The organism is Sphingopyxis sp. L1A2A, from assembly GCF_005502465.1.
Taxonomy (GTDB): Bacteria; Pseudomonadota; Alphaproteobacteria; order Sphingomonadales; family Sphingomonadaceae; genus Sphingopyxis.
Window position 1 is genome coordinate 35945 of the sequence record NZ_SCOT01000014.1, and the last position, 25303, is coordinate 61247.

The following is a 25303-nucleotide window of genomic DNA, read 5'->3' on the forward strand; positions in this document are numbered from 1 at the left end:
GCAAGGCTAGCGCGTCAAGGCAAAGGCCGCGATGCGCGCCCGGCGATTATCGGTTCAATCCGCATAAGCCTTGACCAGATCGAACATATAGTCGCGCCCGACATACACCGATTTCACCTCCATCCGCTCGTTCAGGCCGTGGGCGCCATTGCCGTCGGGGTCGCCCCACATGCCGGGGGTGAAGGGAGCAGAAAGCGCGCCGGGCCGCAAGCGGTCGTCGCGCCCCCTTGCGAAGCCCGGCGCTTTCGCGCAAGCCGTGCGGCGGGTAGAGGAGATCATGTGACGCGGATCGAGGATCAACCGCCGGGACGCGTGGCGCGCGCGGTGCGCCGCCTGCTGTTGCTGCTGTACCGGATGCGCGGCTGGAAAGCGGTCGGGGTGGTGCCCGAACCGCGGCGCTTCATCCTGATCGCGGCGCCGCACACCAGCAATTGGGACTTCGTCAATTTCCTCGGGCTGACCGCCGATTTGAAAATCCGTCCCTATTTCATGGCGAAACTGTCGCTGTTCCGCTGGCCGCTCGGCGGCTTCATGAAACAGATGGGCGGGGTGCCGGTCGATCGCCGCGGCGGCGGCAATGTCGTCGAGCAGATGGTCGCCGAATTCGCGCGCCGCGCCGAATTCATGCTGACCGTCGCGCCCGAAGGGACACGCGGCAAGACGACGAAATGGCGCACCGGTTTTTACCAGATCGCGCTGGCGGCCAAGGTGCCGATGGTCGTCGGCTTCATGGATTATGGGACCAAGACCGGCGGGCTCGGTCCGTTGATCTGGCCCAGCGGCGATTTTCGCGCCGATATGCTCAAGGTGCTCGAAGTGTATCGCACCTGCATCCCCAAAATCCCCGAGCGCGCGGTGCGCTCGATCGACGATATTGTCGGCGACGGCCCAGACGACATGGAGATGCGCGCATGACCGATCTGCTGATGCTACTGGCGCTCAATTTCGCGGGACTGCTGGGGGTGATCCTGATCCTGTGGGCGATTTCGGTCGCCATCCGCGACGTGTCGTTCATCGACGCCTTTTGGGCGTTCGGCATGGTGCTGCTCGCATGGGGCGCGGCGTGGCAGGCGGGCGCCGATACACTGCATGCGCGGTTGCTGCTCGGGCTGACCAGCCTGTGGGGGCTGCGGCTGGCGATCCATCTGGGGCTGCGCTGGGTGAAGCATGGCGAGGATCCGCGCTATGCCAAAATCCTGTCGCGGACGGTGGAAACGAAAAAATGGAGCTGGGACAAGGCGGCGCTGCTCACCGTGTTCCTGACCCAAGCGCCCTTGCTGTTCATCACCTGCCTGCCGGCGCAGATCGGCATCTGGGCGAGCGGCGGCGCGGCGGCGAACGGCGTTGGCATCCTTGCGATACTCGGCGTCGTCGCGGCGCTGATCGGCATTGCGTTCGAGACGATCGGCGACGCGCAGCTCGATGCGTTTCGCAAGAACCCCGCGAACAAGGGGCAGGTGCTCGACACCGGGCTGTGGCGCTACACCCGCCATCCCAATTATTTCGGCGACGCGCTGACCTGGTGGGGGCTGTGGCTGATCGCCGCCGACATCGGGCCGTGGGTCGCACTGGCCAGTGTGATCGGGCCGGTCTTCCTGACCTTCACCCTGACCAAATGGTCGGGCAAGGCGCTGCTCGAAAAGGGCCTGCACAAGACGCGGCCCGACTATGCCGCCTATGTCGCGCGCACCTCAGGTTTCATCCCATGGCCGCCAAAGACGAGGGTTTAGGCGGCGAGGCGCTGGCCGCCGACGCCAGCGCCCTCGGCGACGCCCCGTGCATCCGCTCGATATTGACAGAAGCCGCGCGCGAAGGCCGCGCGGTCAGCTATTCCGAACTGCTCGGCGATCTGGGTTTCCGTTTCACCCGGCCGAAGATGCGCGCGGTGTGCAAAACCTTGGCCGAGGTCGACCGGCTGTGCGCGCTCGACGGCGAACCTGATCTGGCGGTGCTGGTGGTGCGCGAAAGCGACCGGCTGCCGGGGCAGGGCTGGTGGGTCGGCGGGACGGCGCTGCTGCTCGGCTACGACGGCCCGTGGGAGGGCGCGGCGGCGGCGCGGTTTATTCGCGAGCAGCAGCAGGCGGTGTTTGAGTATTGGGCGGGGCGGTAGGGCAACTAACGACCGATAGGCGACCATCGCTTCTCCCCTCCCTCTTAGGGAGGGGCTGGGGGTGGGTAGCCGCCGAAGGCGGCGCTCTGCCTCGGCTCGCTTTGCTCGCACCCACCCCTAACCCCTCCCTGAAAGGGAGGGGAATGTCTCAAAACCACCCCAAAGCCGCCATCCGCAGCTCAAAATAAAACGCTGTCCTACAATATTCCGCTGTGCCAGCCTTCGTCTCAGCTCTTTCCATTTGCAGGCAAAAGCGGTCGCCGCCCGGATTCCGGATGCAGCCAAGAACCAGCCGCCCTCTGTCCGCCAAACACGACAAATCAGGCGCTGCACTAGGCTGAACTTTACTGAACTTTGGCATGATGGCTCGGCCCATGCGCCGACCGGATCGCAGCCCCGCCCCGGGATCACCGAAGACGGCCATGGCTGCTGGCCACCCCAAAGCGGACTTTCCATCTTCGTCGTGCCGGACTTGATCCGGCATCCATCGCTGACCCGTCGTCTGGACCCCGGATCAAGTCCGGGGTGACGAATGAGCGGGTGATTTATTTCTTCAACCCAATCTCGCGCAGCCGCTCCTGCAAATACTCATCGGCAGTAATCGACGTCGGATACAGGTTCGGGTGCGCCGCATCGATGCAGCTTTCCAGCGTCTCGATCGGATAATCCGAGCGAAAGTGCAGGAAAAACGGCATCGAATAACGCGCCACACTCGCCCGTCCGGCATCGGGGTTACGGACGCGGTGGGTGGTGGAGGGGAGCTTGTTGTTGGTCAGCCGTTGCAGCATGTCGCCGACATTGACCGCCATCGCCCCCGGCGGCGGGCTGACCGGGAGCCAGCTGCCGTCCTTGTCGAGGATTTCCAGGCCCGCTTCTTCGGCGCCGAGCAGCAAAGTGATCGTGTTGATGTCCTCATGTGCCTCGGCGCGGATGCCCTTGGCGGGCGCTTCGACGGGCGGATAGTGGAGCAGGCGCATCACGCTGTTGCCGTCGAGCACCGTGTCGTCGAAGAAATCGGGGGCGAGGCCGAGGTAGCGCGCGATGCCCGACAGCAATTGGCCGCCGACGCGGTCGAACTCGGCGAAGAGCTTGTCATAGACGGCGCGGAAGCCATCGACTTCGGCGGGCCAGACATTGTTTGGCTGCTGCGCAGCGAGGCGGTGGCCGGCGGGCAGGTCGCGGCCGACGTGCCAGAATTCCTTGAGGTCGACTTCCTTCGCGCCCTTGGCGATTTCGGTCCCGAACGGCGTATAGCCGCGCGCGCCGCCGCCGCCGGGGATATGATAGGCGCGCTTGGTGTCTTCGGGCAGCGCGAAGAAATCCTTCGCCTTCACCCAAGCGTCGTCGATCAGCGCCGGGTCGATGCCATGATCGGTGATCATCGCAAAGCCGAAGCGTTCGAACGAGGCGCCAAAGTCCTTGGCGAACTGGTCGGCGGGAAGCGACATCGAGATGGTGGGAACAGCGGCGGTCATATCATCATCCAATTTGGGGCGGCGCTTGGGCGACCGCGACTCTGTGTCCGCATGTAGGGGTGTCGGCGGGGCAGGGAAAGAGGCTCGCTCTTTTCAAACCGCCGATGCTTGCTAAGAGAGCGCCATGGCAAAATCATATTGGCTGATGAAATCCGAACCCGACGCTTATCCGTGGGAGCAGTTGGTGCGCGAAGGCACCGGCATCTGGGACGGGGTGCGCAACCACACCGCCAAGCTCAACCTGAAAGCGATGCAGGTCGGTGACGAGGCGCTGTTTTACCACAGCAATATCGGCAAGGAATGCGTGGGGATCATGCGCGTCACCGAAACTGCCTTCCCCGATCCGACCGCCGATGCAGGCTCGCCGTGGGTCGTGGTGCGCGTCGAACCGGTACGGGCGCTGAAGCATCCGGTGACGCTGGCGGCGATCAAGGCCGATCCCAAACTTGGCGACATGGATCTGATCCGCCAGTCGCGGCTGTCCGTCGGGCGCGTGACGCCCGCCGAGTGGCAGCATATTTTGCAGAAGTCGGAGACGGCGGCGGATTGAGCGCCGCGTTCGGCTAGGGTTCCCTCCCCCTTGGTGGGGGAGGCAGCGAGGCTTGGCGGCTTGCCGCCTAGTCGCAGCGGTGGGGGTGCGGTCGCGCCCTGAGGCGTGGGTGCAAGGACGCACCATCACCCCCTCCAACTTCGCCTAGTCACATGCGTGGCAAGGCTGCGTATCCTTCCGCCCATCAAGGGGGAAGGTTGATAGTTAGCGCAGCTTCACCTGCAGATGTTTCGCCACCGACGGGTGGAGCGGATCGACGAACTCGCACCCGTAGCTGTTGCCATCGGCGCGGCGGACGATGGCTTCGAGCGGCTGCAGCCCGGGCAGGTTGACCCAGATATGCTTGCCGAGCTGCGGTCGGAAAAAGGTGACCATGCGAAAGCCGGTCGACGACAGGTCGAACAATTCGACGTCGAAGGGGTTCAGCCCGGCCTCGCGATAGCGGGCGCGGGCCTGTACCGGAGCGCGTTCGGCGCGGCGGCCGGTGGTGGCGGGCCGTTTGGCCTCGATGATGCGATTCCCCAACACTGCTTTGGTCCCAGCGGTTACATTTGATTCGCCTCCTTTTACGGCGCTGGTGGTTACCTTGAAGTGAAGGGATATGGTGAAAATCGCTTACATCGGCGGGGCGTCGCCGACCGCCATGGCCTGACCGGGATAGGGAACCGCGAGCGCCACCGCATCGCGCCATTCGCCGCTCAGCCAGGTCGCATGCTGGTCGGGGTGCAGGATAACCGGCATCGCGTGCGGCTGATATTGGCCGACCAGCCGGTTGGGCTCGGTCGCGAGCATCGCAAAACAGGGCCAGTCCTCGCTCTGGCGGTGGATGCCGGCAAAGGCGAAGATCGGCTGCGACGGCACCGAAAACCAGTGCTGGCGGCGCGTCCCCTCTGGCCCCGACCACTCGGCAAAGGCGGTGGCGGGGATCAGGCAGCGCAGCTCGGCGTGGCGCAATGTGCCGATCCAGAACGGGCTCGACAGGTTGCGGACGTGCGTCACCGGCCGGTCGCCGCGCGGCGGTGGCGGCACCCCCCATAGTTTCGGGCGCAGAAAGCGGCGCGCGCCACCGCGGCCGTCGCTGACGATCACCGGCGCGGGGCGCCCGGGGGCGACATAATCGCCGCTCCACGGGTCGCTGCCGGCCTCGGCATTAAACGCCGCGGCGATCGCGGCGGCGGGGGCGTCGAGACGGTAAAGATTTGTCATCGCAGGATTTTCAGTCGATTCCGCGCACCCGTCCGCGCCCGGCCTTGACGCTGCTACGCGCTTTCTTGCTATCGACCCGGCGCGCTTTGGCGGCCTTGCTCGGCTTGGTCTTGATCCGCCGTTCGGGGCGCACCAGCGCGGCGTCGATCAGCGCCGACAGGCGCTCGCGGGCATCGGCGCGGTTGCCCTCTTGGGTGCGATACCGGCGCGCCAGGATGATCAGCTCGCCGTCGGTGGTCATCCGGCTACCCGCCAGCGTTTTCAAGCGTTTATAGGCGTCGGGATCGAGCCCCAGCGCATAGACATTGACGCGCAGCTGGCACGCGGTCGCGACCTTGTTGACATTTTGCCCGCCCGGCCCGGTGCCGGCGAGAAATTTTTCCGAAATCGCGCTTTCGGGGATCTCAGCCACGCGTCGGCTCCGCTCCCTCCGGCGCCGTAAATCCCAACGCGATAAACGCGTCGGGGAAGGGGGCCTCGGCAATTACCGACGGCTTGACGTCACGTTTTACGACCAGCCGTTCGGCGTGCAGCAAGGTACGGGTTTTGGTGCCGCCGCGTCCGTAAACCGGATCGCCGACCAGCGCGAAGCCCAGCCCTTCGAGCGCGTGGACGCGGATCTGGTGGGTGCGGCCGGTTTCGGGGCGAAAGCGCAGCAGGCTGCGGCCATCGACCACCGCCAGCTTTTCCCAATGCGAAATCGACGGCTTGCCTTTCGGGTCGCCGACCATCCGCCAGCCATCCTCGGCGGTCGACACCTTGCTCAGCGGCAGGTTGATCGTGCCGCTGTCGGCCTCCGGCACGCCATCGACGATCGCCAGATATTGCTTCTCGACCTCGCGATCCTCGAACGCGCGGGTGAAGCGCCCATGCGCCTTGGGATTGCGCGCCAGCAGCAGGCAGCCCGAGGTGTCGCGGTCGAGCCGGTGGACCGCGAGCGGCCAGCGCTTAAACCCGAATTTGAGCAGGTCGAGATGATTTTCGAGGCTGATGCTGCCGTCGCGCGGTGCGTCGACGGGCAGGCCAGCGGGCTTGTCGATAACGAGAGCCTCGCCATCGAGGAACAGGACACGGTCTGAAAGGAGCATGGCGCGCTATAGGCGGCCCATGGCTCAGTCGAAAGCGTAAACATCCATCGCGAGCAGCCCATAGGTCGTGCTGTGGTGCAGCCGCTCGGCCCGAAACGGCGATCCACCCGCACCCATCGCGACGAACAGCGGCAGAATATGGTCGGGGGTCGGGTGATTGTCGGCGCCGTGTGGAGCGCGTTCGATGCTGTGCAGCACATCGTCGATCGCGCCCGCCGCCATGCGCTCGGCGATCCAGTCGGTGAAGGCAGTAACCCAGGTGGGCGCCGGCGCGTCGATCGCCAGGCGCGCAGAGAACAGTGCGCGCAAATTATGCGTGATGCTGCCCGACCCGACAACCAGCACGCCGTCGTCGCGCAGCGGGGTCAGCGCTTGACCCAGCGCATAATGCCATTCGGGCGTCGCGTTCGACGCGATCGACAGCTGGACGACCGGAATGTCGGCGTGCGGATACATCAGCGATAGCGGCACCCACGCGCCATGGTCGAGTCCGCGGTCGGGATCGGCGTTGACGGTCAGGCCATGGCCCGCGAGCAGATCGACGACCCGCGCTGCCAGTACCGGATCGCCCGGCGCGGGGTAGCGCATCGCGAACAGTTCGTCGGGAAAGCCGCCGAAGTCGTGGATCGTCGGCGGCGCGGACGCGGCGGTGACGGTCGCGCGGCCGCCCTGATACGCCGCATCATGATGCGCCGAAACGACCAGGATCGCGCGCGGACGCGGCAATTGGGTACCCAGCCCGGCGAGGAAATCTCGCGCCGGGCTGGGCTCGAGCGCCATCATCGGCGAGCCATGCGAAAGGAACAAGCTCGGCAGACGGCGCATCGACATGTCAGGCGGCCTGCTTCAGCTGATCGATGGCAGCCGTCGCGCGGGTCACCGCTTCGCCGTCCATCATCTGCTGACCCGCCTCGATGACGGTGACGTCGGTGATGCCGACGAAGCCAAGGACGTGGCGGAGATAGCCGGTGGCGAAATCATAGTCGCTGCCGACCGGCACGCCGCCCGATGCGACGACCAGATAGGCCTTCTTGCCCTTGAGCAACCCTTCGGGGCCGGTTTCGGTGTAGCGGAAGGTGCGGCGGGCGCGGGCGATCAGGTCGATCCACGCTTTCAGCGCCGCGGGGATGGCAAAATTGTAAACCGGGACGCCGATGACGATGGTGTCGGCGGCTTCGAGCTCGGCGATCAGTTCGTCCGAATGGGCGAGCACCGCGCGCTGGTCGTCGCTGCGATCGGCATCGTCGGTGAAGTTGGCGCCGACCCAGGCTTCGGTGAGCAGGGTAGGCGGGGTGAGCGCCAGGTCGCGGCGGGTGACGGCGCTGCCATAGTCCCGTTCGACCAGGCGGGTGACGAGTTGGTCGGCGAGCTGGCGGGTGGTCGAACCGCTGTGGCGGGCCGAGGCGTCGATGCGAAGAATATGCGACATGTGATTACTCCTTTGACTTGAATTGGAATGGGAGGGGCAGGGGGTGCCGCGAGCCGGGGAAACTCGCGGCACCGAGGTGGGCCGCCGCCTTCAGGGAGGGGACAAGGCAGCGGCCCAAGGCGTCGTCAGAGGCTGTCGACGAGCACCAGCTCGGCGTCGTCGAGCGCCTCGACGGTGATCGTCCCGACATCGCGCAGCGCGATGCCGTCGCGCGGGTCGGCGTCGGTGCCGTTGACGCGGATGCGGCCCTTGGCGGCGACCAGATAGGCATGGCGACCGGCGTCGAGGTCGTAGGAGACGCGCTCACCGGCATTCACCGTAGCCGCCGCGACGCGGGCATTGGCGCGGATCGGCAGTGCGTCGGTGTCGCCTGCGATGCCGCTCGCCAGCGTCACGAACTGGCCCGAACGATCATTCTGGGGGAACTGACGCGCGCCCCAGCCGGGGTTGCCGCCGCTCTGATCGGGCATGATCCAGATCTGGAACAGCGTGGTTTCCTCATCCTCCAGGTTGAACTCGCTGTGGGTCACGCCGGTGCCGGCGCTCATCACCTGAACATCGCCTGCCGCGGTGCGGCCGCTGTTGCCCATGCTGTCACGGTGGGTGATCGCGCCGGTGCGGACATAGGTGATGATTTCCATGTCGCGGTGCGGGTGCGGGGGGAAACCCGACTGCGCCGCGATGGCGTCGTCGTTCCACACGCGCAGCGCGCCCCAGCCCATCCGGCCTTCGTCATGATAATTGGCGAAGGAGAAGTGGTGGCGGGCGTCGAGCCAACCGTGGTCGGCGTGGCCCAGCGTGTCGAATTTGCGAATGTCGATCATGGCCTTGTCCTTTCTGTCGCGCCGCGCCGTGGCACGATGCCCGGCGGCGCTTCGGTGTTGAGGCCAAGATAGCGATTGGGATTGTTTCTAAAATAGCGTAGATAGAAATCTATCGTTTCCGTAAATGAGGTAATTCGTTGAAGCCAACACCGGCTCAGGGCTACGGTGAGAATGGAGGAGCACCGGAATGTCGCTGCCCGATTACGAAGGCTGGGCCTGTTTTGTCGCCGTCGCCGATGGTGGCAGCTTTACCGCCGCGGCGACCGCGCTCGGGATGTCAAAAGCGAGCGTGTCAAAGGCGGTGACCCGCCTCGAGGCTGCGCTGGGCATCGCCTTGCTCTATCGCAGTTCGCGCGTCGTCACCGTTTCGACCGCGGGGGCGGGGCTGCTGGGCGAGGCGCAGGCGATGGTGGCGGCGGCGACCGCGGCGACCGAGGCGGCACGCGGCGACCGCGTCGATCTGGCCGGGCCAATCCGCCTGGCGGCGCCGATGAGCTTTGGCATCAAGGTGCTCGGCGCGCCGATAGCGGCTTTTCTCGACCTGCATCCGGCGGTCGAGATCGACGTGATGCTCAGCGACGCGCGCCACGACCTGGTGGCCGAGGGCATCGACCTGGGGCTGCGCATCGCCACGATGGAGGATAGCAGCCTGCTCGCGCGCACGATCGCGCCGGTGGCGGCGTCGGTACTGGCCAGCCCGGCCTATCTCGATCGGCACGGCATCCCGCGCCATCCGCTCGATCTTTCGGGCCATCGGCTGATCGGCTATGGCCACCGCGAGCGCACCCTGCCGCTGCGTTTCCATCGCGGCGAGGAGGAAGCGACGGTGATCCCGACCGGGCCGCTGTTCACCAACAATGGCGATATCATGATCCCGCTGCTGATCGCCGGCGGCGGCATTGCGGTACTGCCCGATTTCATCGCCGCCGATGCGCTGGCGTCGGGGGCGCTCGTCCGCATCCTGCCCGACTGGTCGCTGCCGCAGGCCTATCTGCACCTGTTGTCGCCGCCGTCGCGACTGCGCCCGGCGCGGGTGCGCGCGCTGGCCGACTATCTGGTCGATGGGCTAAAGCGGTCATGCACCGGCGCGCACGCCCAGCATCTGGCGCTGGGGACTGCGTAAAAAATCCGCGAATCCGGCGGCTCGAATTTGCCGCGACTCGCGGAGTTCCGCGGGTTAAATCAAAATTAACCTTTTCCCTTCATTAGTTTCGTGGTTAATGTTCCGGCAGTCCCGCAACGGGGGTCGTCGGTGGCATCGCAGGATGATCATGCGGACGGTCGCGGGATCATCGTGGGAAACAATCGAGGGGTGCCCAATGCGCGTATTGCTGATCGAGGACGAGCCGACGACCGCCAAGGCGATCGACACGATGCTCACGACCGAAGGCTTCAATGTCTATACCACCGATTTGGGTGAAGAAGGCTTGGACCTGGGCAAGCTCTATGATTACGACATCATCCTGCTCGACCTGAACCTGCCCGACATGCACGGCTATGACGTGCTGAAAAAGCTCCGCACCGCGAAAGTGCAGACGCCGGTGCTGATCCTGTCGGGCATTTCCGAAATGGATTCAAAGGTGCGTTCGTTCGGCTTTGGCGCCGACGATTATGTCACCAAGCCGTTCCACCGCGACGAACTTGTCGCCCGCATCCATGCGGTCGTCCGCCGATCGAAGGGCCACAGCCAGTCGGTCATCAAGACCGGCAAGCTGGCGGTCAATCTGGACACCAAGACGGTCGAGGTCGATACGACCCGCGTGCATCTGACCGGCAAGGAATATCAGATGCTCGAGCTGCTGTCGCTGCGCAAGGGCACGACGCTGACCAAGGAAATGTTCCTCAACCACCTCTATGGCGGGATGGACGAGCCCGAACTCAAAATCATCGACGTCTTCATCTGCAAGCTGCGCAAAAAACTGGCGCTGGCGTGCGAAGGCGAAAATTATATCGAGACGGTCTGGGGCCGCGGTTATGTTCTTCGTGACATCGACGACGAAGGCAATGAGGTGCGCCGCGTCGCCTGACGCACGGCATATCACATAATTTACCGAGGGAAGCCGGCGCGGAGCAATCCGCGCCGGTTTTCTTTTGGACAAAACCTGGCTTTCGGCGGTTTGCCACCCTTGTTTAAGTCGTCACCCCGGACGCTTCGACAGGCTCGGGACAGGCTTGATCCAGGTGGCCAGCGCGGCATCGCCGCCGCCCATATTACCGCTTATCCTGCCACACACTGCGCCCGAAATGGCCCTGTTGAGCCGCGCCCAGCACCAGCCCGGGGCGGCGTGCGGGGGCGGACGGTGGCGGGATGATCTCGAACCCCGCGACATTTTCCGGTGCAGTCGCCCCGCTGCCATGCGCGGTGCGGAGCTGGCTGGTTTCGACCGGCCGATCGGTTTCGATCCCGAAACGATTGCCCGCGACCCAGCGCACCGTGCCGAGCATCGGTTCGTGCCCGGGCAGGAACACCGTGATCCGCTCACCGATATGGAGCGCGTCCGGTGCCTGTCCGCCGATGCCGGTTTCGGACACGTTGCGGATCGTTGCATCGAATTGACCAAGGCGCGCGCAGGCGAGCGCCGCCTTGACCAGTCGCGACTGGCGCGGCTGGCGCTTTTCGCCCGGGGGAGGGGAGGCAGAAGGAACCTCGGGAATTGACATGGCGCGACCCATCGTTGTCGCCCAACCCCCACGTTGGCCGAAAAATTCATGGTCCCTCCTTGGCTGTAAAGGCAGAAGGTAAATTTTCGTATAGCGTGTTCGGTAATTATTGCCGGTCAGGGCGCGGGCGGGAGCCCGCCGAATGTTACGATGCTTTCGCTGCGGTCGGCCGCCAGCGCCGACACGCCAAAGAAATGATCGTCGACGATCACTCCGGGCAGCACCAGTTCGCTCGCGGCATCGCCCGCGACCTGGCGACTGTCGGTCCAGTCGAGCGTGTCGGCGCGGCGCCAGTGGACGCGATAGGCGGCGGCATCCTTGACCGGTGTCCATTTGACCGTCGTGTTCGAGCTGACCGCGCCGTCGATGCTGACGCTGGCGGGCGCGGGCGGCGCGGCCGCCAGCTCGCTGGCCAGCGCGACGTTGAGCGCGGTGACGCGCGCCAGATAGGCAAAATCCATCTCGTCGACGGTGTCGCCATATTTTCGGCCATTGTCGGTCCGCAAATCCTGATGCTGGTGATCATAATCCTCGATCCCGACGGTGAAGCGGATCGCCGGATAGCCGAGTTCGAGCGCCGGCAGATGGTCGCCGCCGCGGCGAAAGCGGTCGGGGCGGCGCACCGCCAGCACCTCGAGTCCGATCGCCGGGCTTTGCTCGCCCGCCCGGATCGCCGCCTTGGCCAGTGCGCGCGACGGGCCGTCGTCCTCGCCGCCGATGCCGCGCCGCGCCAGCTGCGCCGCCAGATCCTCCGACGCGCGGATGCCCTCGCTGAACACCCGCACCCGATGGGCGACGATCGTGCCGTCGGTTCCGTGCACGCCGCCGACGATGTCGTTGTTCAGCATCGCCGCGACCGGCCAATTCTGCGCCTTGGCGTGCTTGGCCAACAGGCGGCCGCCCCACAATCCCTGCTCCTCGCCTGACAGCAGCGCATAGACGATCGTCGCGCGATGCTGCTGCTTCGACAGCAGCCGCGCCGCCTCGATCACCAGCGCGGTGCCCGACGCATCGTCGTTGGCGCCGGGGGCGTCGGCGGTGAAATTCATCGGGTCGCTGACACGGCTGTCGATATGCCCCGCGATGATGATGACATGCGCGGGGTCGCCGGTGCCTTTCTGGATCGCCAGCACATTTTCGACAATGACGCCGTCCGGCGCGCGCGGCCCGTCAAAGCGATCGGCGATCCGTTCGATGGTCAGGCAACCGCCGCAAGCCTTGGAAATCCGTCCGAACTCGGCCGCGCCCCAGTTGCGCGCGGCGCCGATGCCGCGTTTCGGATCGGTCGTCGACGACAGCGTGTGGCGGGTGCCGAACGACACCAGCTTTTCGACGTCGGCTTTCAGGCGCGCGGGATCGGCGGCGGGGGTTTCGTCCTTCGCGTGCGCCGCAACGGGCGCGGCGAGGAGCAGGGCGGCGAGCAGGCTGTGTTTGATCATACCGCTTCATGCGGCGTTGTGGCCATAAAGAAAAGCCCCTCCCCGGCAGGGGAGGGGCTTCAAGGTCAGCGCAGGCCCGAGAAACGGATGTCCTGCACGCGGCCATAACGGATGTCACAGGTGAATTTACCCTGGTCGTAGTAACCGCCACGGCCCCAGCGGCCGCCGTAACCGTCGCGGACGACGACGCGGCCCTTCACCTTATACCCGTCGCGCTTGCGATCGATGCTCGTCACCTGGGTGACGTCGGTGCTGCCATAGCGGCGGCTGCCGCGTTCGACCGCGTTCACGCACTGGTTCACCGCGCTGCGGCTGTTGCCATAGCGGTTATAGTCATAGCCATAGCCGTAACGCGGGTCGTCATAGCGGCCACGATAACGGTCGTCGTAGCGATAGCGGTCGTCATAACGGTCATAGCGGTCGTTGTTGCCGCTCGACAAAATCGCGGCGAGGCCGCCGAGCACGACGGCGCCGGCGATCACTTCGCCCGCACTGATCCCGTCGCGGTCGTACCGGTCGCGGGCGGCGGCGGGCGCGGCGCTCATCAACATCGCGCCAGCGGTGGCCGCACCAATTGCGGCCTTGGTCAGGTTGGTCTTGATAGCCATGGTTCGGTCTCCTTCAGGCGCAGGCAGCAGCGTTGCAGCCTGTTGGAGACGGTTTAGCGATTCGCGGGTGACGCGGTGCTGAACCCGTCGCTTATCTGGCGTTCAGCCTTGGTTTTGCCGGGGTTCAGCTTCAACACGAAGGGCCGCCCCACCCAAAGGTGACGCGGCCCTGCGTTAAGCTGTTGATGAAGCGGCGAGGTTCAGCCGAAATTGACGTCGACGACGCGGCCGTTTCGATAGCTGCACCCGAAACTGCGAACCTCGCCGCCCAGCCGCGACGCGGTGCCGGTGACGTACCAGCCGCCGTTGTTCGCTTCGGTGCCGTCGATGCGATCGACGCGCGCGTCGTCGCCCATTTCGGCCTCGACCGCCCAGCTGCACGCATCGGCGGCGCGGGTCTGGGCATCGCCATTGCCATAGGGGCGCGTGTCGCCGGCTTCCGGACGGTCGTCGACCGGCGGCACATAATCGCCGTCGCGCTGCTCATAGCGCTGGTCGTCGCGATACGGCGGATCGTAACGATAGTCGGGCGCGCGCTCGCGCTTGTTCTTGCTCGCAGCGCCGGCGATCGCGGCGATGGTGCCGATGATCAGCAGGCCGCCGAGCACGTCGCCGGTGCTGATGCGGTCGTGATGGCGATGACCCCAGCCGCCATGGCGCTGGCGCGCTTCGGCGGGGACGGCGCTGATCCCCACCGAGGTGACGACGACGGCGGCAGCGGCGGCAAGGCTGGTGAATTTACGCATCGAGGGATACTCCCCAAGGGCGGGCAATGGATGGTCCCGCCCGCAATGTCGCTGGTCTAGGCCGCCGATGCTTTCGCGCCGCTGAACCGTTGCCGCCGCGCGACGAGGCGAGTCTCGATATGGAAAAGGCCCGCCATCGCTGCGATGGCGGGCCTTCGGACCAGATACAGGTGACCAGACCTATCGGGTATGTCAGCAGGCGCAGCGCGGCTTGGGCCGGGGCTTCCACTTTTTCTTCGCCACATAGCGTTTCCGCACCGGCACATTTTCATAATAGGTGCGGGTGGTCGTCTCGACCGTTTCGGTCACCACGGGCGCACCACCGGTGATGATCGTCGTGACCACGACGCCCGGGGTGTAATAGCCATAGCCGTAACCATAGCTGCTCTGATAATAGCTCGCGCCGCCATGATAAGCGCCGCGGCTCGACCACCAGGCCTCGCATTTCTTCTTGTCCGACGCGTCGCCGATCGCGGCACCGGCCAGCGCGCCAAGCCCGCCGCCGATCAGCGTGCCCGCGGTGCGATCACCGCGCCCCGCGATGCGGTTGCCGACGACGCCCCCCACGACTCCGCCGACAACCGCGCCGCCCACTGTACCCCCCCGGCCACAGCGGCGTTCCATTTCTGCATCGTGGCGCGGGTCGTACCCGCCCCCATGATGGCCGTGATGCGGCGGCGGATAACCCGCGCCATGCCCCTCGACCGTGCCTTCATAGCTGCCGTCGTACCGGCGGCCGTCGGGCGCTTCATAGCTACCGTTCCAGGTGCCGGTCCAGCGGCCCTCGGCGTCGTAACCCGACACGCGGCGATATTCGACTTCGCTCGGCACCCGGTCGGCATGGCCGGTGTACACGCGCACGTCGGGATCGGCGGGCGCGCCATAATCCAGCGCCGGGCGCGGGTCGTGATCATAGGATACGCCGGCTGCGACATCAGCGGCGGCGCGCGCGTCGATCATCGGCGCTTCGGCATGCGCACGGCCCGCCAGCAACAACGACCCTGCGGCCACCCCCAACAGAACGAACGTACGCATGTCTAACTCCCTGTTCCCTCGGCCCGAACCGATTGGTTAACAGCTTGTTAGCAAAATTGGCGGCTTTTCGCGAATCCGTTAACCGTGAGGATTGCGTCCCGATTTGGGTCAGATGGTGCGGGGGGTGGCGGCTATGCCAGCGCCCCCGCGATCCGCGCCACCAGCGCCTCGGCCCCCGCCTGATCGGCGGCCGAAAACCGCCCCGGCAGCGGGCTGTCGAGGTCGAGCACGCCGACCAGCCGATCGTCCGCGATCACCGGGACGACCAGTTCGCTGCGGCTGTCGGCGTCGCACGCGATATGGCCGGGAAAGGCGTGGACATCGTCGACCCGCTGCGTCGCGCGCAGCCGCGCCGCGGCGCCGCATACGCCCTTGTCCAGCGGAATCCGGATGCACGCCGCCTTGCCCTGAAACGGGCCGAGCACCAATTCCTGCCCGTCAAAGCGATAGAAGCCCGCCCAATTGAGGTCGGGGATCGCCTGCCAGACCAGCGCCGCGACATTCGCCATATTGGCGATGCCGTCGGGCTCGCCCGCGACCAGCGCCGCGGCGGCGTCGCCCGCCTCGGCCCACAGTTCGGCCGGATCGGTGGCGGTAAAGGCAAGCGCGGTGGACATTATTCGACCGTCAGTCCGGTCCATTTCGCCGCGAACGCATATTTGTCGGCGGCCTCGGCGATGATCTTGTCGGTCGGTTTGCCGCTGCCGTGGCCGGCGCGGGTTTCGACGCGGATCAGATGCGGCTTGCTCCCCGCCTCGGCATGTTGAAGCTGCGCGGTATATTTGAAGCTGTGCCCCGGCACGACGCGGTCGTCGGTGTCGGCGGTGGTCACCAGCACCGCGGGATAGGCCGCCCCCGCCTTGATATTATGATAGGGCGAGTAGCGAAGCAGATTGCGGAAATCACCCTCCTTCGACGGATAGCCATAATCGTCGACCCAGTAACGCCCGGCGGTGAAACGGTCGAAACGCAGCATGTCCATCACCCCCACCGCGGGCAGCGCCGCGGCGAACAGGTCGGGACGCTGGTTGGTGACCGCGCCGACGAGCAGCCCGCCGTTCGATCCGCCCTCGATCGCGACCTGACCTTTGCCGGCGATGCCCTGGGCGATCAGATATTCGCCCGCGCCGATGAAATCGTCGAAGACATTCTGCTTGTTGGCGAGCCGCCCGGCATCGTGCCAGGCTTTGCCATATTCGCCGCCACCGCGCAGATTGGCGATCGCCAGCACCCCGCCCTTGTCGACCCACGCCAGACGGGTGGGCGAGAAAGCGGGGGTCATCGACACGTTGAACCCGCCATAGCCGTAAAGCAGCGTCGGCGATCCCTTGCTGCGGTCGAGGCCCTTCTTCATCACGATGAACATCGGCACCTCGGTACCGTCCTTCGATTTATAGAAACGCTGCTCGACCGAGAATTGGCTGGGGTCGAAGGTCAGCTTGGGCTCGGCGAAAATCTCGCTCTTTCCGGTTGCGGTATCGAGCCGGTAGATCGTGGTCGGCCGCGCATAGCTGGAAAAGGCATAAAAGGTTTCGGGGTCGCTCGATTTGCCGCCGAACCCCGATGCCGACCCGATGTCGGCGAGGTTGATGTTGGCGACCTTTTTGCCGTCGAGCGCGATCATTTCGGCCTGCGATTTCGCGTCGCCCAGATAAGACAGGATGATGCGGTTGCCGACCCGCGACGCGCCGACCAGCGTGTTCGCGCTTTCGGCGACCAGTTCGGTCAGCTTGCCGGGATTGCGGATGTCCATCGACACCAGCCGCTCGCGCGGCGCGCCCTTGTTGGTGACAAAGGTGAACAGCGGTCCCTGGTTGGTCACATAGTCCCAGTTGTTGGCGAAATCGTCGACCAAAGTGATCGGTTTCCCGATGCGTTTGCCCACCGGATAGAGCGTCAGCCCCAGCCGCGCGTCGGTGCCTTCGGACCCGAACACCAGCAGATACTGGCCGTCGTCGGTGACGATCGCGCTGTTGTTGAGCTTGGGCTTGGCGGGAGTGGCGTGGATCAGCACGTCGGCGCTCTGCGGGGTGCCGAGCTTGTGGAAATAGACGCTGTGATTTTCGTTGAGCGATTGGAACGCGCCGCCCGCGACGGGTTCGGGGAAGCGCGAATAATAAAAGCCGCTGCCGTCTTTCGCCCAATCGAGTGCCGAAAATTTCACCCAGCGCACTTCGTCGGACAGATCCTGGCCGGTCGCGACGTCCTTGACCCGGACGATGCGCCAGTCGGTGCCGCCGTCCTGCACCGAATAGAGCAGATGCTTGCCATCCTCCGACGGGTTCCATTCGGCGAGCGCGGTGGCGCCATCCTTCGCCCACAGATTGGGGTCGATCAGCACCCGCCCTTCGCCCTTCAGCCCCTCGCGGACATAGAGCACCGACTGCGGCTGGAGCCCGTCGTTGCGGGTATAGAAATAGCGCGTCCCCGCTTTGGTCGGCAGGCCGAAGCGTTCGTAATTATACAGCTCGGTCATCCGTTTCTTGAACGTGTCGCGGCCGGGCAGGGTGGCGAGATAGGCGTCGGTGACCTTGTTCTGTGCCGCGACCCAATCGGCGACCTTCGGATTGACGCGAACATCGTCCTCCAGCCAGCGATAGGGATCGGCGACATCGACCCCGAACTGCGGATCGACCGTGTCACCCCGCGCGGTGTCGGGATAGGTCAGCGCCGGTGCGGGGGCCGATGCGGCTTCGGCTGCCTGGACCGCTGCGGGGGTCATCGAAAGGGCAACCAGCGCCAGCGGCGCGAACAGGGCTTTACGGGACATGGCAAGGCGATCCTCATGATCCGGGGGAAATTATCGTGCGCCGATATGTAAGGATGGAAAAGCCGGGGGCAAGTGGATTTGTCCCGCGTCGCTCGCCGCCGACCGTGCGAGTGCCCACCCTCCCATTCTGCCCGACTATGTGCCGCGGTGGGGCATAAATAATAGTGTATCAGTTATTTAGGCATAAACAGATGTTCTATCTATAGTATTACGTAACAACTAACTTGTCAGCCATCGCGTGCTGATTTACCCGAGTCACCGCAGCCACGGGTCGCAATTGTTCGGGCTGCGTAACCGGAAGGGATATTCCCGATGAAAGCGACCCACGACTTAGCCACCAAATTTTCCTCCGCCCGCTTCGACAAGGGCCGAATGAAGGCCTTTGCCGAGCATGTCGCGAAGATCGAAGCGAGCGGCGACATCCAGATCATCGACATCTTGGACAACGGCATCCCGCCGTTCGAGGATCTGGCGAGCGTGCATTTCAAGGTGCCGCGGACCAAGATCGGCACCATATTGGGCGATCTGCTCAGCGCGGGCACGCTCAACCCCAGCGTCATCATCAACGGCATCCCGGCCGAACGGCTGGTCAATGTCCATGTCGCGGTGCGTGGGCACTGACCGTTGGTCGGTGCCATTGCGAGCAAGACGGTTCAGGTTCACCTGAACCGTCGTTGCAACCTCGCCTGCGCGCATTGCTATTCGGCTTCGGGACCGCGTGAAACCGAACAATTGCCGGTGGCCGCGCTGATCGACTTTCTGGAGGAGGCCGCGAACGAAGGCTATGGCGTCGTCGCCTTTTCGGGCGGCGAGCCGTTTCTCTACGACGATTTCGCGGCGGTGCTGGCGGCGGCGAAGGCGCTGGGACTGCGGCGCCTCGCGGTCACCAACGGCACCGTGCTGACCGGGCGGCGGGCCGCGGCGCTGGCGCTGCTCGACCTGGTGGCGGTGAGCGTCGACGGCCGCGAGGCGGTGCACAACCGCATCCGCCGCTCGCCCACCGCCTTCGCGCGGATGCTGAAGGGACTCGACGTCGTGCGCGGCGCCGGGCTGCCGTTCGGGATCGCGCATACGGTGACTCGCGACAGCCTGGCCGATCTGCCGTGGATGGCCGAGTTTGCGGTGAAGCAGGGCGCGCGCATCCTCCAGCTGCATCCGCTCGGCATGGTCGGCGCGGCCCAAGAGGGGCTTGCGGGCGCCCAGCTCGACGGCGAAATCCTTGCGCGGACCTGGCTGACGGCGCTGGCATTGCAGGCCGATTATGGCGAGCGGCTGGCGATCCATGTCGATCTGTTCAACCGCGCAACGCTCGCCGCGCGGCCCGATCTGGTGGTGCCGGGGGAGGGCGGCGCAGCGGGCAACCCACGGCTTTCGGACATCCTCAACCCGCTGGTCGTGATGGCGAATGGCGAGCTCAGCCCGATCTGCCACGCGATGGGGCCGGGGTTCCGCTTTGGCCGTCTCGGCAGCGAACCGCTGCCCGAGATCGCCCGCCGCTTCCGCAGGTCGACGCTCGGCGATCTGCGCGCCCTGTGCCACGGCCTGTGGCAGGAGGTGGTCGATGATGAAGAGGGCTGGCCGTATCTCAACTGGTACGAACTGCTCGAAACCCGCGCGCAGCTACAGCTGGTGCATTAAGCGGGCGCGATCCCTTTCCGCGCCGTAGGTTGCGATCCCCAACGCCGCAAAATCCGCCGCGGACTCCGCCAGCGTCAGCATCCCGGCGCACACCCTTGCCCCCGGCGCAGGCGGGCGCCCGCCCTGAAACCGCCGCAGCATCGCCAGCGCCGCGAGCACCGGCACATACGGCCCCCGGTTGCCGTCGGCGCGCAGCGTCCAGCGCGCGTGGGCGGGAGCGCCGCCCGCATCCTGCCCGGTCACAATCACGTCCATCGCCCCGATATCGCTCCCGAACGGCAGCAGCAGTTTCGCCATCGCCAGCAACGGCCGCGCCGCCGGGCGCAGGCTGCGCACCCACCCCCAGCGCACCGGCAACGCCAGCAGCGCCAGCCCCAGGTGAAGCAGGCTCAATTCCATTCCGGCGAAAAACTCGGCGCTGCCCTGCGGGGCGTAACGCGCGACGAGCAGATCCTGCTCGGGGGTATCGCACACGCTCGCCCAGCGCCGCCCAACCCCCGGCACCGCCCAGCGCTGCGTCATCCCCCATCCGGGCACATCGGTCCACGCGCCGCCGCGCCACACGCGCACCGGGTGGCCGACATAGGACAGGATCGCCTGCACCACCGCCAGCCCGCGCGGCGCGCGGTTGCCGGGAAAGATGCCGATGCGGATATTGTCGATGCCCGTCCACCCCCCGGTCAGCGCGTCGATCACGGCATGCGACAGCGCCGGGATCGAACTCGCGCCGCAGGTGACGCTGATCCCCGCCGCCTTTGCAGCCGCATCATGATCGCCGATCGCCGCAACGAACGCGCGCCCGTCGGCCAGGTCGACATAATGGACCCGGGCCGCGATCGCCGCCACGATCACCGTCGGCGCCGACGCCTGAAACGGCCCCGCGGCATCGACCACGACATCGAACCCGGCGAGGTCAGCGCCGGTCACCCGCTCGCGGTCGAGCACCCGCACCGCCAGCCCGCCCAGCCGCGCCGCCAGCGCATCGAGCTTTGCCCGGTCGCGCGCCGCCAGCGTCAGCGCGATGCCGGGTTCCAGCACCGCGCGCTCGGCCAGCCGGCTCCCGAACACCCCCGTCGCCCCGATCAGCAGGACGCGCAGGTCAGCCATCGCGGAACAGCCCGTGCTGGTTGACCAATTCGCCCAGCCGCGGGTGCGTGACTTTGAGATCGAAGGCGAAGCGGCCGCTGCCCAGATGCTGGTGCGTGACGACGGTTTGCCCCGGCGTCAGCCACCCGGGCAACCGCAGCCGGACGCTGCCGCGCCGCCAGAAATAATGGTCAGAGGCGAAGATCAGCGCATCGCCCTCGGCATACGCCGTCAATGCCATGCCGAACCCGCCGCCGATATGCTCTTCCAGCCCCGTCGCACCCGAAAAGCTCTTGGCGCTGTGGATCACCTGTGGATGCCCGCGCGCCCGGCCGTAGAGCCGCGTCCAGCATTGGCCGCCGCTCTGCCGGTCCTCGCTGACCGCCACCGCGGCGGGCGCGGGACCGCTCGCCGCCAGTGGCAGCGGCGCGCCGATCAGGCGGCACAGCTGGGCGAGGAGCCAGCCCGCGCCCGACAACCGCGTCCACACGATCTCGCCGCGATAGGTCACACTCGCCACGCCCGTCAGTCGCTTGGAAAAACGCCGCCGCACATCCGCGGGCAGCGCGTCCCAGGCGGCGCGTGGGACAAGCCGGCGAAAGCGGTCGTCGGTGCGTGCTTCGCTATCCTCTCCGCCCTGTTCGCGCGCACTGGGGGAGGGGGCTTTGATCCCGTGACTATAGCCCAATCGCCGCCCCATCATTCGTCTCCTACCCGGCGTCCCTGCCGCCGTCTTTGCCGCGACCGGGGCGCCAGTTGATCAGCTTCGTGACCCCGGCGCCCAGCTTGATCAGCCGCATCAGCGCGGGTTTGGGGACGTTCAGCATCTCGTCGTGCCACCGGCTCATCGTCGTCACAAAATCGAGCATATCGGCGAGCCGCGCCTTGGCCCCGGCGCTCAGCTCGGGATCGCTCGCCGCGCGGGTGACGCACGCTTTCAGCGCCGCTTCGGCGGGATCGATCTCGCGCGCCTTGCGCCCCGCCGCGATCCGCGTGACCATTTCCCAGATGTCGGTTTCGGCGGCGAAATGGTCGCGCCGGTCGCCCAGCACCGGCACCCGCTGGATCAGCCGCCAGCCGAGCAGCTCCTTGATCGAGTTCGAGACGTTCGATCGCGCCAGCCCCAGCATCTCGGCAATCTCTTCGGCATGCAGCGGGCGGTCGGACACGAACAACAGCGCATGGATTTGCGCCACCGACCGGTTGACCCCCCATTGCCCGCCAAGATTTCCCCAATGGAGGATGAACTCGGTCGCGGCCGGGGACAGTTTCGACTCATATTCGATAATTTCTGTCATAACAGAAATATCAGGCATGAAGGATCGAATGTCAATGGCGGCGGTGTGGCAGCAGTCAGTGCGTTGCTGTTCAGATGGAACTATAGCCCTGCGCCTGTCGCAGGGCGCTTCAACCGGACCGTGCCCTAAAACTCGATCAATATCCGGACCTTGTCGGGTGTGGTGCCGACGACGCGGGCGATGTGGGCGCGGCTTTCGGCCAGCATGTCAGGCGAAAATTCGCGGCCGTCGCTGCCCAACAGTTCGGCGACCGACACGCCCAGCAAAGCGCCCAGCGCCTCGACGCGGCCATGGCGCGGCCGGGTGCGGTCCTTTTCCCATGCCGATACCGCGGGCACGCTGACATCGAGCGCCGCCGCCAGCTGCATCTGGCTGAAACGGCGCGTCACCCGCAGGCGCCGCAGGCGGGAGCCAAAGGATTCGGTCCCGGCAGAAGTCGGCTGTGCTAGGTCCGCTGCTATTCGGTCTCCGGGCATCGGGCGGCGTTGCTTTCGATCGTGATCCGACGTGGGATACACGAGCGGCGTCGCGATGCGCCGTCCTATAATGTGCGAGTACATTGACCATGGGGGCGGGGACCATGGGGGCAGGAGATCGCAAGACGGCTGCCGCCCACGAAAAAGGGCGGCCATCCTTTCGGAAGGCCGCCCTCGATTTCGTGCGGTTAAAGCGAAGCTCAGGCTTCGGCCATATCCTCGTCATACTGCTCGACCGGACCCGAATCCTGACCCTTGGCATCGACGTCGCGATCGACGAGTTCGATGATCGCCATCGGCGCCGCGTCGCTGGCGCGGATGCCGGCCTTGATGACGCGGGCGTAACCGCCGTTGCGGTCCTTGTAACGCTCGGCGAGGGTGTCGAACAGCTTGACCAGCTGAACGTCGTCCATCAGGCGGCTCATCGCGAGGCGACGGTTGGCCAGCCCGCCACGCTTGGCCAGCGTGATCAGCTTTTCGATATAGGGACGCAGTTCCTTCGCCTTGGCGACGGTGGTCGTGATCTGCTCATGCTTGATGAGCGAGGCCGACATGTTGCGGAACAGGGCCGTGCGGTGCGCGCTGGTGCGCTGCAGCTTCCGGCCACCCGATTTATGACGCATGATAACTTCCTTCGTTTGTCAGAGGGGCCGTGTGAGGTACCCCAAGCCAGGTCGATTTGCGGGCCGACCCATTCCCGTTGTGAGCCCCGGCCGAAGCCGGGGCGCAAGATTATCCGAGCAGCTCTTGTTCGAGCTTCTTGGCCATCTCTTCGATGTTTTCCGGCGGCCAGCCGGGGATGTCCATGCCCAGGCGCAGACCCATCGACGACAACACTTCCTTGATTTCGTTCAAGGATTTGCGGCCGAAGTTCGGGGTGCGCAGCATTTCGGCTTCGGTCTTCTGAACCAGATCACCGATATAGATGATGTTGTCGTTCTTCAGGCAATTGGCGCTGCGGACCGACAGTTCGAGCTCGTCGACCTTCTTGAGCAGGAAGCGGTTGAGCTGGTTGACGTCGCTCTCGTCCGCGGTGGTTGGCGATGCCGCCATGCCGATCATGCCGCTGTCGTTCATCGCTTCTTCAAAGTGGACGAAGACCTGCAGCTGGTCCTGAAGGATGCGCGCGGCATAGGCCACGGCATCTTCCGGGGTGATCGTGCCGTCGGTTTCGACGGTCAGGTTCAGCTTGTCATAGTCCAGTTCCTGACCGATGCGGGCATTGTCGACCTTGTAGGCGACCTGGCGCACCGGCGAGTAGAGCGAGTCGACCGGGATCAGGCCGATCGGCGCGTCGATCGGACGATTGGCGGTCGCGGGGACATAACCCTTGCCGGTGTCGGCGACGAGTTCCATGTTCAGCGTCGCACCGTCATCGAGGTGACAGATGACATGGTTCGGGTTCATCACCTTGATGTCGCCCGACACCATGATGTCGCCGGCCTTGACGGTCGCGGGACCGGTCGCCGAAAGCTGAAGCCGTTTCGGGCCTTCGCCTTCCATCTTGAGCGCGATCTGCTTCACGTTGAGGACGATGTCGGTGACATCTTCGCGCACGCCGGCCAGGCTCGAGAATTCGTGGAGGACGTTCTCGATCTTGATCGACGTGATCGCCGCACCCTGGAGCGACGAGAGCAACACGCGGCGCAGCGCGTTGCCGAGCGTCAGGCCAAAGCCGCGCTCGAGCGGTTCGGCGACAAAGGTCGCCTTGCGCTTGCCGTCGCTGCCAGCCTTGATTTCCAGGTTGCTGGGCTTCTTCAATTCCTGCCAGTTCCGGATATTGACAGTCATGGTCTTCCCTTTGCTTTTGGCGGGACGAATTGGGGGTCGGCCAATTTGTCCGGCGTTAAGAGTTTAGCGGATGCAGCCCCGGAAATGGGGCGCATCCGAAGCAGGCATCAGACGCGGCGGCGCTTGGCCGGGCGGACACCATTGTGCGGGATCGGGGTCACATCGCGGATCGAGGTGATGTGGAAACCGACCGCCTGCAGCGCGCGAAGCGCCGATTCACGACCGGCGCCCGGGCCTTTCACTTCGACTTCCAGCGTGCGGACGCCATGTTCGGACGCCTTTTTGCCGGCGTCTTCGGCGCACACCTGCGCCGCGTAGGGAGTCGACTTGCGGCTGCCCTTGAAACCCATCATGCCGGCACTCGACCAGGCAATGGTGTTGCCCTGCGCGTCGGTGATGGTGATCATCGTGTTGTTGAAGGTCGCGTTGACGTGGGCGACGCCCGACGAGATGTTTTTGCGTTCGCGCCGACGAAGGCGCTGCGGTTCACGAGCCATTTTGAATTCCTAAATCCTAAATCCTGAACGGCCGGCGGTGCTGTTTCGAGAGCGGCCTCCGGCGGAGAAATAAGGAAAATCGTCCCCCGGACGATTTTCTGATCTTATTTCTTCTTGCCGGCGATCGCCTTGGCCTTGCCCTTGCGGGTGCGCGCATTGGTGTGCGTGCGCTGGCCACGGACCGGCAGACCCTTGCGATGACGCAGCCCGCGGTAGCAGGCGAGGTCCATCAGCCGCTTGATGTTCATCGACGTGGTGCGGCGAAGATCGCCCTCGACCGTCAGGTCGGCGTCGATGGTTTCACGGATCTGCAGCACTTCGGCGTCGGACAGGTCCTGGACGCGGCGCGACTGGTCGATCCCCAGCTTGGTGGCGATGTCGACGGCGGTCTTGCGACCGATGCCGTGGATGTAGGTGAGCGCGATGATCACGCGCTTGTTGGTGGGCAGGTTGACGCCCGCGATACGTGCCATTGGTAATTTTCTCCTGCTCCACAGGGCCGTAGGCAATCGGCCCCATCTCAAAGCGTCTGATTTCCAACGCAAAAAACGGACCACGAATGCGCGCTGTGCGCTT

At 65.5% G+C, this 25303-nt stretch carries 32 protein-coding genes; 8 read left to right on the forward strand and 24 right to left on the reverse strand.

The genetic code is table 11. The features are described from left to right. Positions 1-54 precede the first annotated feature (54 nt). Positions 55-279 (reverse strand): hypothetical protein, encoded by a 225-nt coding sequence (locus FFS68_RS10265; RefSeq protein ID WP_137753099.1) that lies wholly within the window; start codon positions 277-279, stop codon positions 55-57. Between FFS68_RS10265 and FFS68_RS10270 the strand changes: the two genes are divergently transcribed. Genes FFS68_RS10270 through FFS68_RS10280 form a run of 3 tightly spaced genes read left to right on the forward strand, consistent with a single transcriptional unit; the run spans position 280 to position 2110 of the window. Beyond that, the gene (locus tag FFS68_RS10270) at positions 280-915 is read left to right on the forward strand and encodes a lysophospholipid acyltransferase family protein (RefSeq protein WP_137753100.1); all 636 of its coding nucleotides are present in this window, start codon (positions 280-282) and stop codon (positions 913-915) included. After that, positions 912-1730, forward strand: a complete 819-nt coding sequence (locus tag FFS68_RS10275; protein ID WP_137753101.1) for a DUF1295 domain-containing protein — start codon at positions 912-914, stop codon at positions 1728-1730. Before FFS68_RS10270 ends, FFS68_RS10275 begins: the two co-directional genes overlap by 4 nt. After that, a complete protein-coding gene (locus tag FFS68_RS10280; RefSeq protein WP_137753102.1) occupies positions 1706-2110 on the forward strand; it encodes a ribose-phosphate pyrophosphokinase in 405 nt (134 codons plus the stop codon). The genes FFS68_RS10275 and FFS68_RS10280 overlap by 25 nt, the downstream gene beginning before the upstream one ends. 545 nt (positions 2111-2655) lie before the next feature. Here FFS68_RS10280 and FFS68_RS10285 read toward each other — a convergent pair. Next, entirely contained in the window at positions 2656-3585 is a 930-nt protein-coding gene (locus FFS68_RS10285; RefSeq protein WP_137753103.1) for a 2-oxoglutarate and iron-dependent oxygenase domain-containing protein, read from the reverse strand. A 124-nt stretch (positions 3586-3709) separates the two neighbouring features. Between FFS68_RS10285 and FFS68_RS10290 the strand changes: the two genes are divergently transcribed. Continuing rightward, the gene (locus tag FFS68_RS10290; protein WP_137753104.1) at positions 3710-4135 is read left to right on the forward strand and encodes an EVE domain-containing protein; all 426 of its coding nucleotides are present in this window, start codon (positions 3710-3712) and stop codon (positions 4133-4135) included. 204 nt (positions 4136-4339) lie between these two features. Here the strand turns inward: FFS68_RS10290 and FFS68_RS10295 are convergent, their stop codons facing one another. The 7 genes from FFS68_RS10295 to FFS68_RS10325 form a co-directional block, all read right to left on the reverse strand. Then, entirely contained in the window at positions 4340-4663 is a 324-nt protein-coding gene (locus FFS68_RS10295) for a PilZ domain-containing protein (protein WP_171003822.1), read from the reverse strand. Positions 4664-4750: 87 nt separating this feature from the next. Further along, the gene (locus FFS68_RS10300) at positions 4751-5341 is read right to left on the reverse strand and encodes an SOS response-associated peptidase family protein (protein WP_137753106.1); all 591 of its coding nucleotides are present in this window, start codon (positions 5339-5341) and stop codon (positions 4751-4753) included. A 10-nt stretch (positions 5342-5351) separates the two neighbouring features. After that, positions 5352-5753 carry an alternative ribosome rescue aminoacyl-tRNA hydrolase ArfB gene (gene arfB / locus FFS68_RS10305; RefSeq protein WP_137753107.1) on the reverse strand — a complete coding sequence of 134 codons (402 nt, stop codon included), beginning with the start codon at positions 5751-5753 and terminating at the stop codon, positions 5352-5354. Beyond that, the gene (locus tag FFS68_RS10310) at positions 5746-6429 is read right to left on the reverse strand and encodes an RNA pseudouridine synthase (protein ID WP_137753108.1); all 684 of its coding nucleotides are present in this window, start codon (positions 6427-6429) and stop codon (positions 5746-5748) included. Before FFS68_RS10310 ends, arfB begins: the two co-directional genes overlap by 8 nt. Positions 6430-6453: 24 nt before the next feature. Further along, positions 6454-7260, reverse strand: coding sequence for a class III extradiol ring-cleavage dioxygenase (locus FFS68_RS10315; protein ID WP_249340124.1), 807 nt, complete (start codon positions 7258-7260; stop codon positions 6454-6456). Between the two features lies 1 nt (position 7261). Next, the gene (locus FFS68_RS10320; RefSeq protein WP_137753109.1) at positions 7262-7858 is read right to left on the reverse strand and encodes an NAD(P)H-dependent oxidoreductase; all 597 of its coding nucleotides are present in this window, start codon (positions 7856-7858) and stop codon (positions 7262-7264) included. 125 nt (positions 7859-7983) lie between these two features. Further along, positions 7984-8682, reverse strand: a complete 699-nt coding sequence (locus tag FFS68_RS10325; protein WP_137753110.1) for a pirin family protein — start codon at positions 8680-8682, stop codon at positions 7984-7986. Positions 8683-8869: 187 nt separating this feature from the next. Between FFS68_RS10325 and FFS68_RS10330 the strand changes: the two genes are divergently transcribed. Together FFS68_RS10330 and ctrA are read left to right on the forward strand one after the other, a co-directional pair. After that, entirely contained in the window at positions 8870-9805 is a 936-nt protein-coding gene (locus FFS68_RS10330; RefSeq protein WP_137753111.1) for a LysR family transcriptional regulator, read from the forward strand. Positions 9806-10001: 196 nt separating this feature from the next. Then, a complete protein-coding gene (gene ctrA / locus FFS68_RS10335; RefSeq protein ID WP_088443381.1) occupies positions 10002-10709 on the forward strand; it encodes a response regulator transcription factor CtrA in 708 nt (235 codons plus the stop codon). Positions 10710-10893: 184 nt separating this feature from the next. Here the strand turns inward: ctrA and FFS68_RS10340 are convergent, their stop codons facing one another. From FFS68_RS10340 to FFS68_RS10370, 7 genes are all read right to left on the reverse strand, one after another. Beyond that, complete coding sequence (locus FFS68_RS10340; protein WP_137753112.1) at positions 10894-11343, reverse strand: PilZ domain-containing protein; 450 nt, start codon at positions 11341-11343, stop codon at positions 10894-10896. A gap of 116 nt (positions 11344-11459) precedes the next feature. Beyond that, a complete protein-coding gene (locus FFS68_RS10345) occupies positions 11460-12782 on the reverse strand; it encodes a M28 family peptidase (RefSeq protein WP_137753113.1) in 1323 nt (440 codons plus the stop codon). A gap of 65 nt (positions 12783-12847) precedes the next feature. Next, positions 12848-13390 (reverse strand): hypothetical protein, encoded by a 543-nt coding sequence (locus tag FFS68_RS10350; protein WP_137753114.1) that lies wholly within the window; start codon positions 13388-13390, stop codon positions 12848-12850. 200 nt (positions 13391-13590) lie between these two features. Further along, entirely contained in the window at positions 13591-14136 is a 546-nt protein-coding gene (locus FFS68_RS10355; RefSeq protein WP_137753115.1) for a hypothetical protein, read from the reverse strand. A 192-nt stretch (positions 14137-14328) separates the two neighbouring features. Beyond that, positions 14329-15171 carry a glycine zipper 2TM domain-containing protein gene (locus tag FFS68_RS10360; protein ID WP_137753116.1) on the reverse strand — a complete coding sequence of 281 codons (843 nt, stop codon included), beginning with the start codon at positions 15169-15171 and terminating at the stop codon, positions 14329-14331. 131 nt (positions 15172-15302) lie between these two features. Further along, positions 15303-15788 (reverse strand): GAF domain-containing protein, encoded by a 486-nt coding sequence (locus FFS68_RS10365; protein WP_137753117.1) that lies wholly within the window; start codon positions 15786-15788, stop codon positions 15303-15305. Continuing rightward, positions 15788-17941 carry a prolyl oligopeptidase family serine peptidase gene (locus FFS68_RS10370; protein ID WP_137753118.1) on the reverse strand — a complete coding sequence of 718 codons (2154 nt, stop codon included), beginning with the start codon at positions 17939-17941 and terminating at the stop codon, positions 15788-15790. Before FFS68_RS10370 ends, FFS68_RS10365 begins: the two co-directional genes overlap by 1 nt. 312 nt (positions 17942-18253) lie before the next feature. Between FFS68_RS10370 and FFS68_RS10375 the strand changes: the two genes are divergently transcribed. Continuing rightward, the gene (locus FFS68_RS10375) at positions 18254-18562 is read left to right on the forward strand and encodes a hypothetical protein (RefSeq protein ID WP_137753119.1); all 309 of its coding nucleotides are present in this window, start codon (positions 18254-18256) and stop codon (positions 18560-18562) included. 3 nt (positions 18563-18565) lie between these two features. Continuing rightward, positions 18566-19579 carry a radical SAM/SPASM domain-containing protein gene (locus FFS68_RS10380; RefSeq protein ID WP_137753120.1) on the forward strand — a complete coding sequence of 338 codons (1014 nt, stop codon included), beginning with the start codon at positions 18566-18568 and terminating at the stop codon, positions 19577-19579. Here the strand turns inward: FFS68_RS10380 and FFS68_RS10385 are convergent. The 8 genes from FFS68_RS10385 to rpsM all read right to left on the reverse strand — a co-directional run bounded on the left by FFS68_RS10385 (position 19562) and on the right by rpsM (position 25200). Next, positions 19562-20686, reverse strand: coding sequence for a saccharopine dehydrogenase NADP-binding domain-containing protein (locus FFS68_RS10385; protein WP_137753121.1), 1125 nt, complete (start codon positions 20684-20686; stop codon positions 19562-19564). The two genes, FFS68_RS10380 and FFS68_RS10385, sit on opposite strands and share 18 nt — an antisense overlap. Further along, positions 20679-21365, reverse strand: coding sequence for a DUF4166 domain-containing protein (locus tag FFS68_RS10390; protein WP_137753122.1), 687 nt, complete (start codon positions 21363-21365; stop codon positions 20679-20681). The genes FFS68_RS10385 and FFS68_RS10390 overlap by 8 nt, the downstream gene beginning before the upstream one ends. A 10-nt stretch (positions 21366-21375) precedes the next feature. Next, complete coding sequence (locus FFS68_RS10395) at positions 21376-21963, reverse strand: MarR family transcriptional regulator (protein ID WP_137753123.1); 588 nt, start codon at positions 21961-21963, stop codon at positions 21376-21378. 125 nt (positions 21964-22088) lie between these two features. Beyond that, positions 22089-22595, reverse strand: a complete 507-nt coding sequence (locus FFS68_RS17885) for a helix-turn-helix transcriptional regulator (protein ID WP_137753124.1) — start codon at positions 22593-22595, stop codon at positions 22089-22091. A 44-nt stretch (positions 22596-22639) separates the two neighbouring features. After that, complete coding sequence (gene rplQ, locus FFS68_RS10405; protein ID WP_137753125.1) at positions 22640-23062, reverse strand: 50S ribosomal protein L17; 423 nt, start codon at positions 23060-23062, stop codon at positions 22640-22642. Between the two features lie 109 nt (positions 23063-23171). Continuing rightward, positions 23172-24230 (reverse strand): DNA-directed RNA polymerase subunit alpha, encoded by a 1059-nt coding sequence (locus FFS68_RS10410; RefSeq protein WP_039576660.1) that lies wholly within the window; start codon positions 24228-24230, stop codon positions 23172-23174. 107 nt (positions 24231-24337) lie between these two features. After that, positions 24338-24727, reverse strand: coding sequence for a 30S ribosomal protein S11 (rpsK, locus tag FFS68_RS10415; RefSeq protein WP_137753126.1), 390 nt, complete (start codon positions 24725-24727; stop codon positions 24338-24340). Between the two features lie 104 nt (positions 24728-24831). After that, positions 24832-25200: a 30S ribosomal protein S13 gene (gene rpsM / locus FFS68_RS10420; RefSeq protein ID WP_137753127.1), complete on the reverse strand. Its 369-nt coding sequence runs from the start codon at positions 25198-25200 to the stop codon at positions 24832-24834. Positions 25201-25303 lie beyond the last annotated feature (103 nt).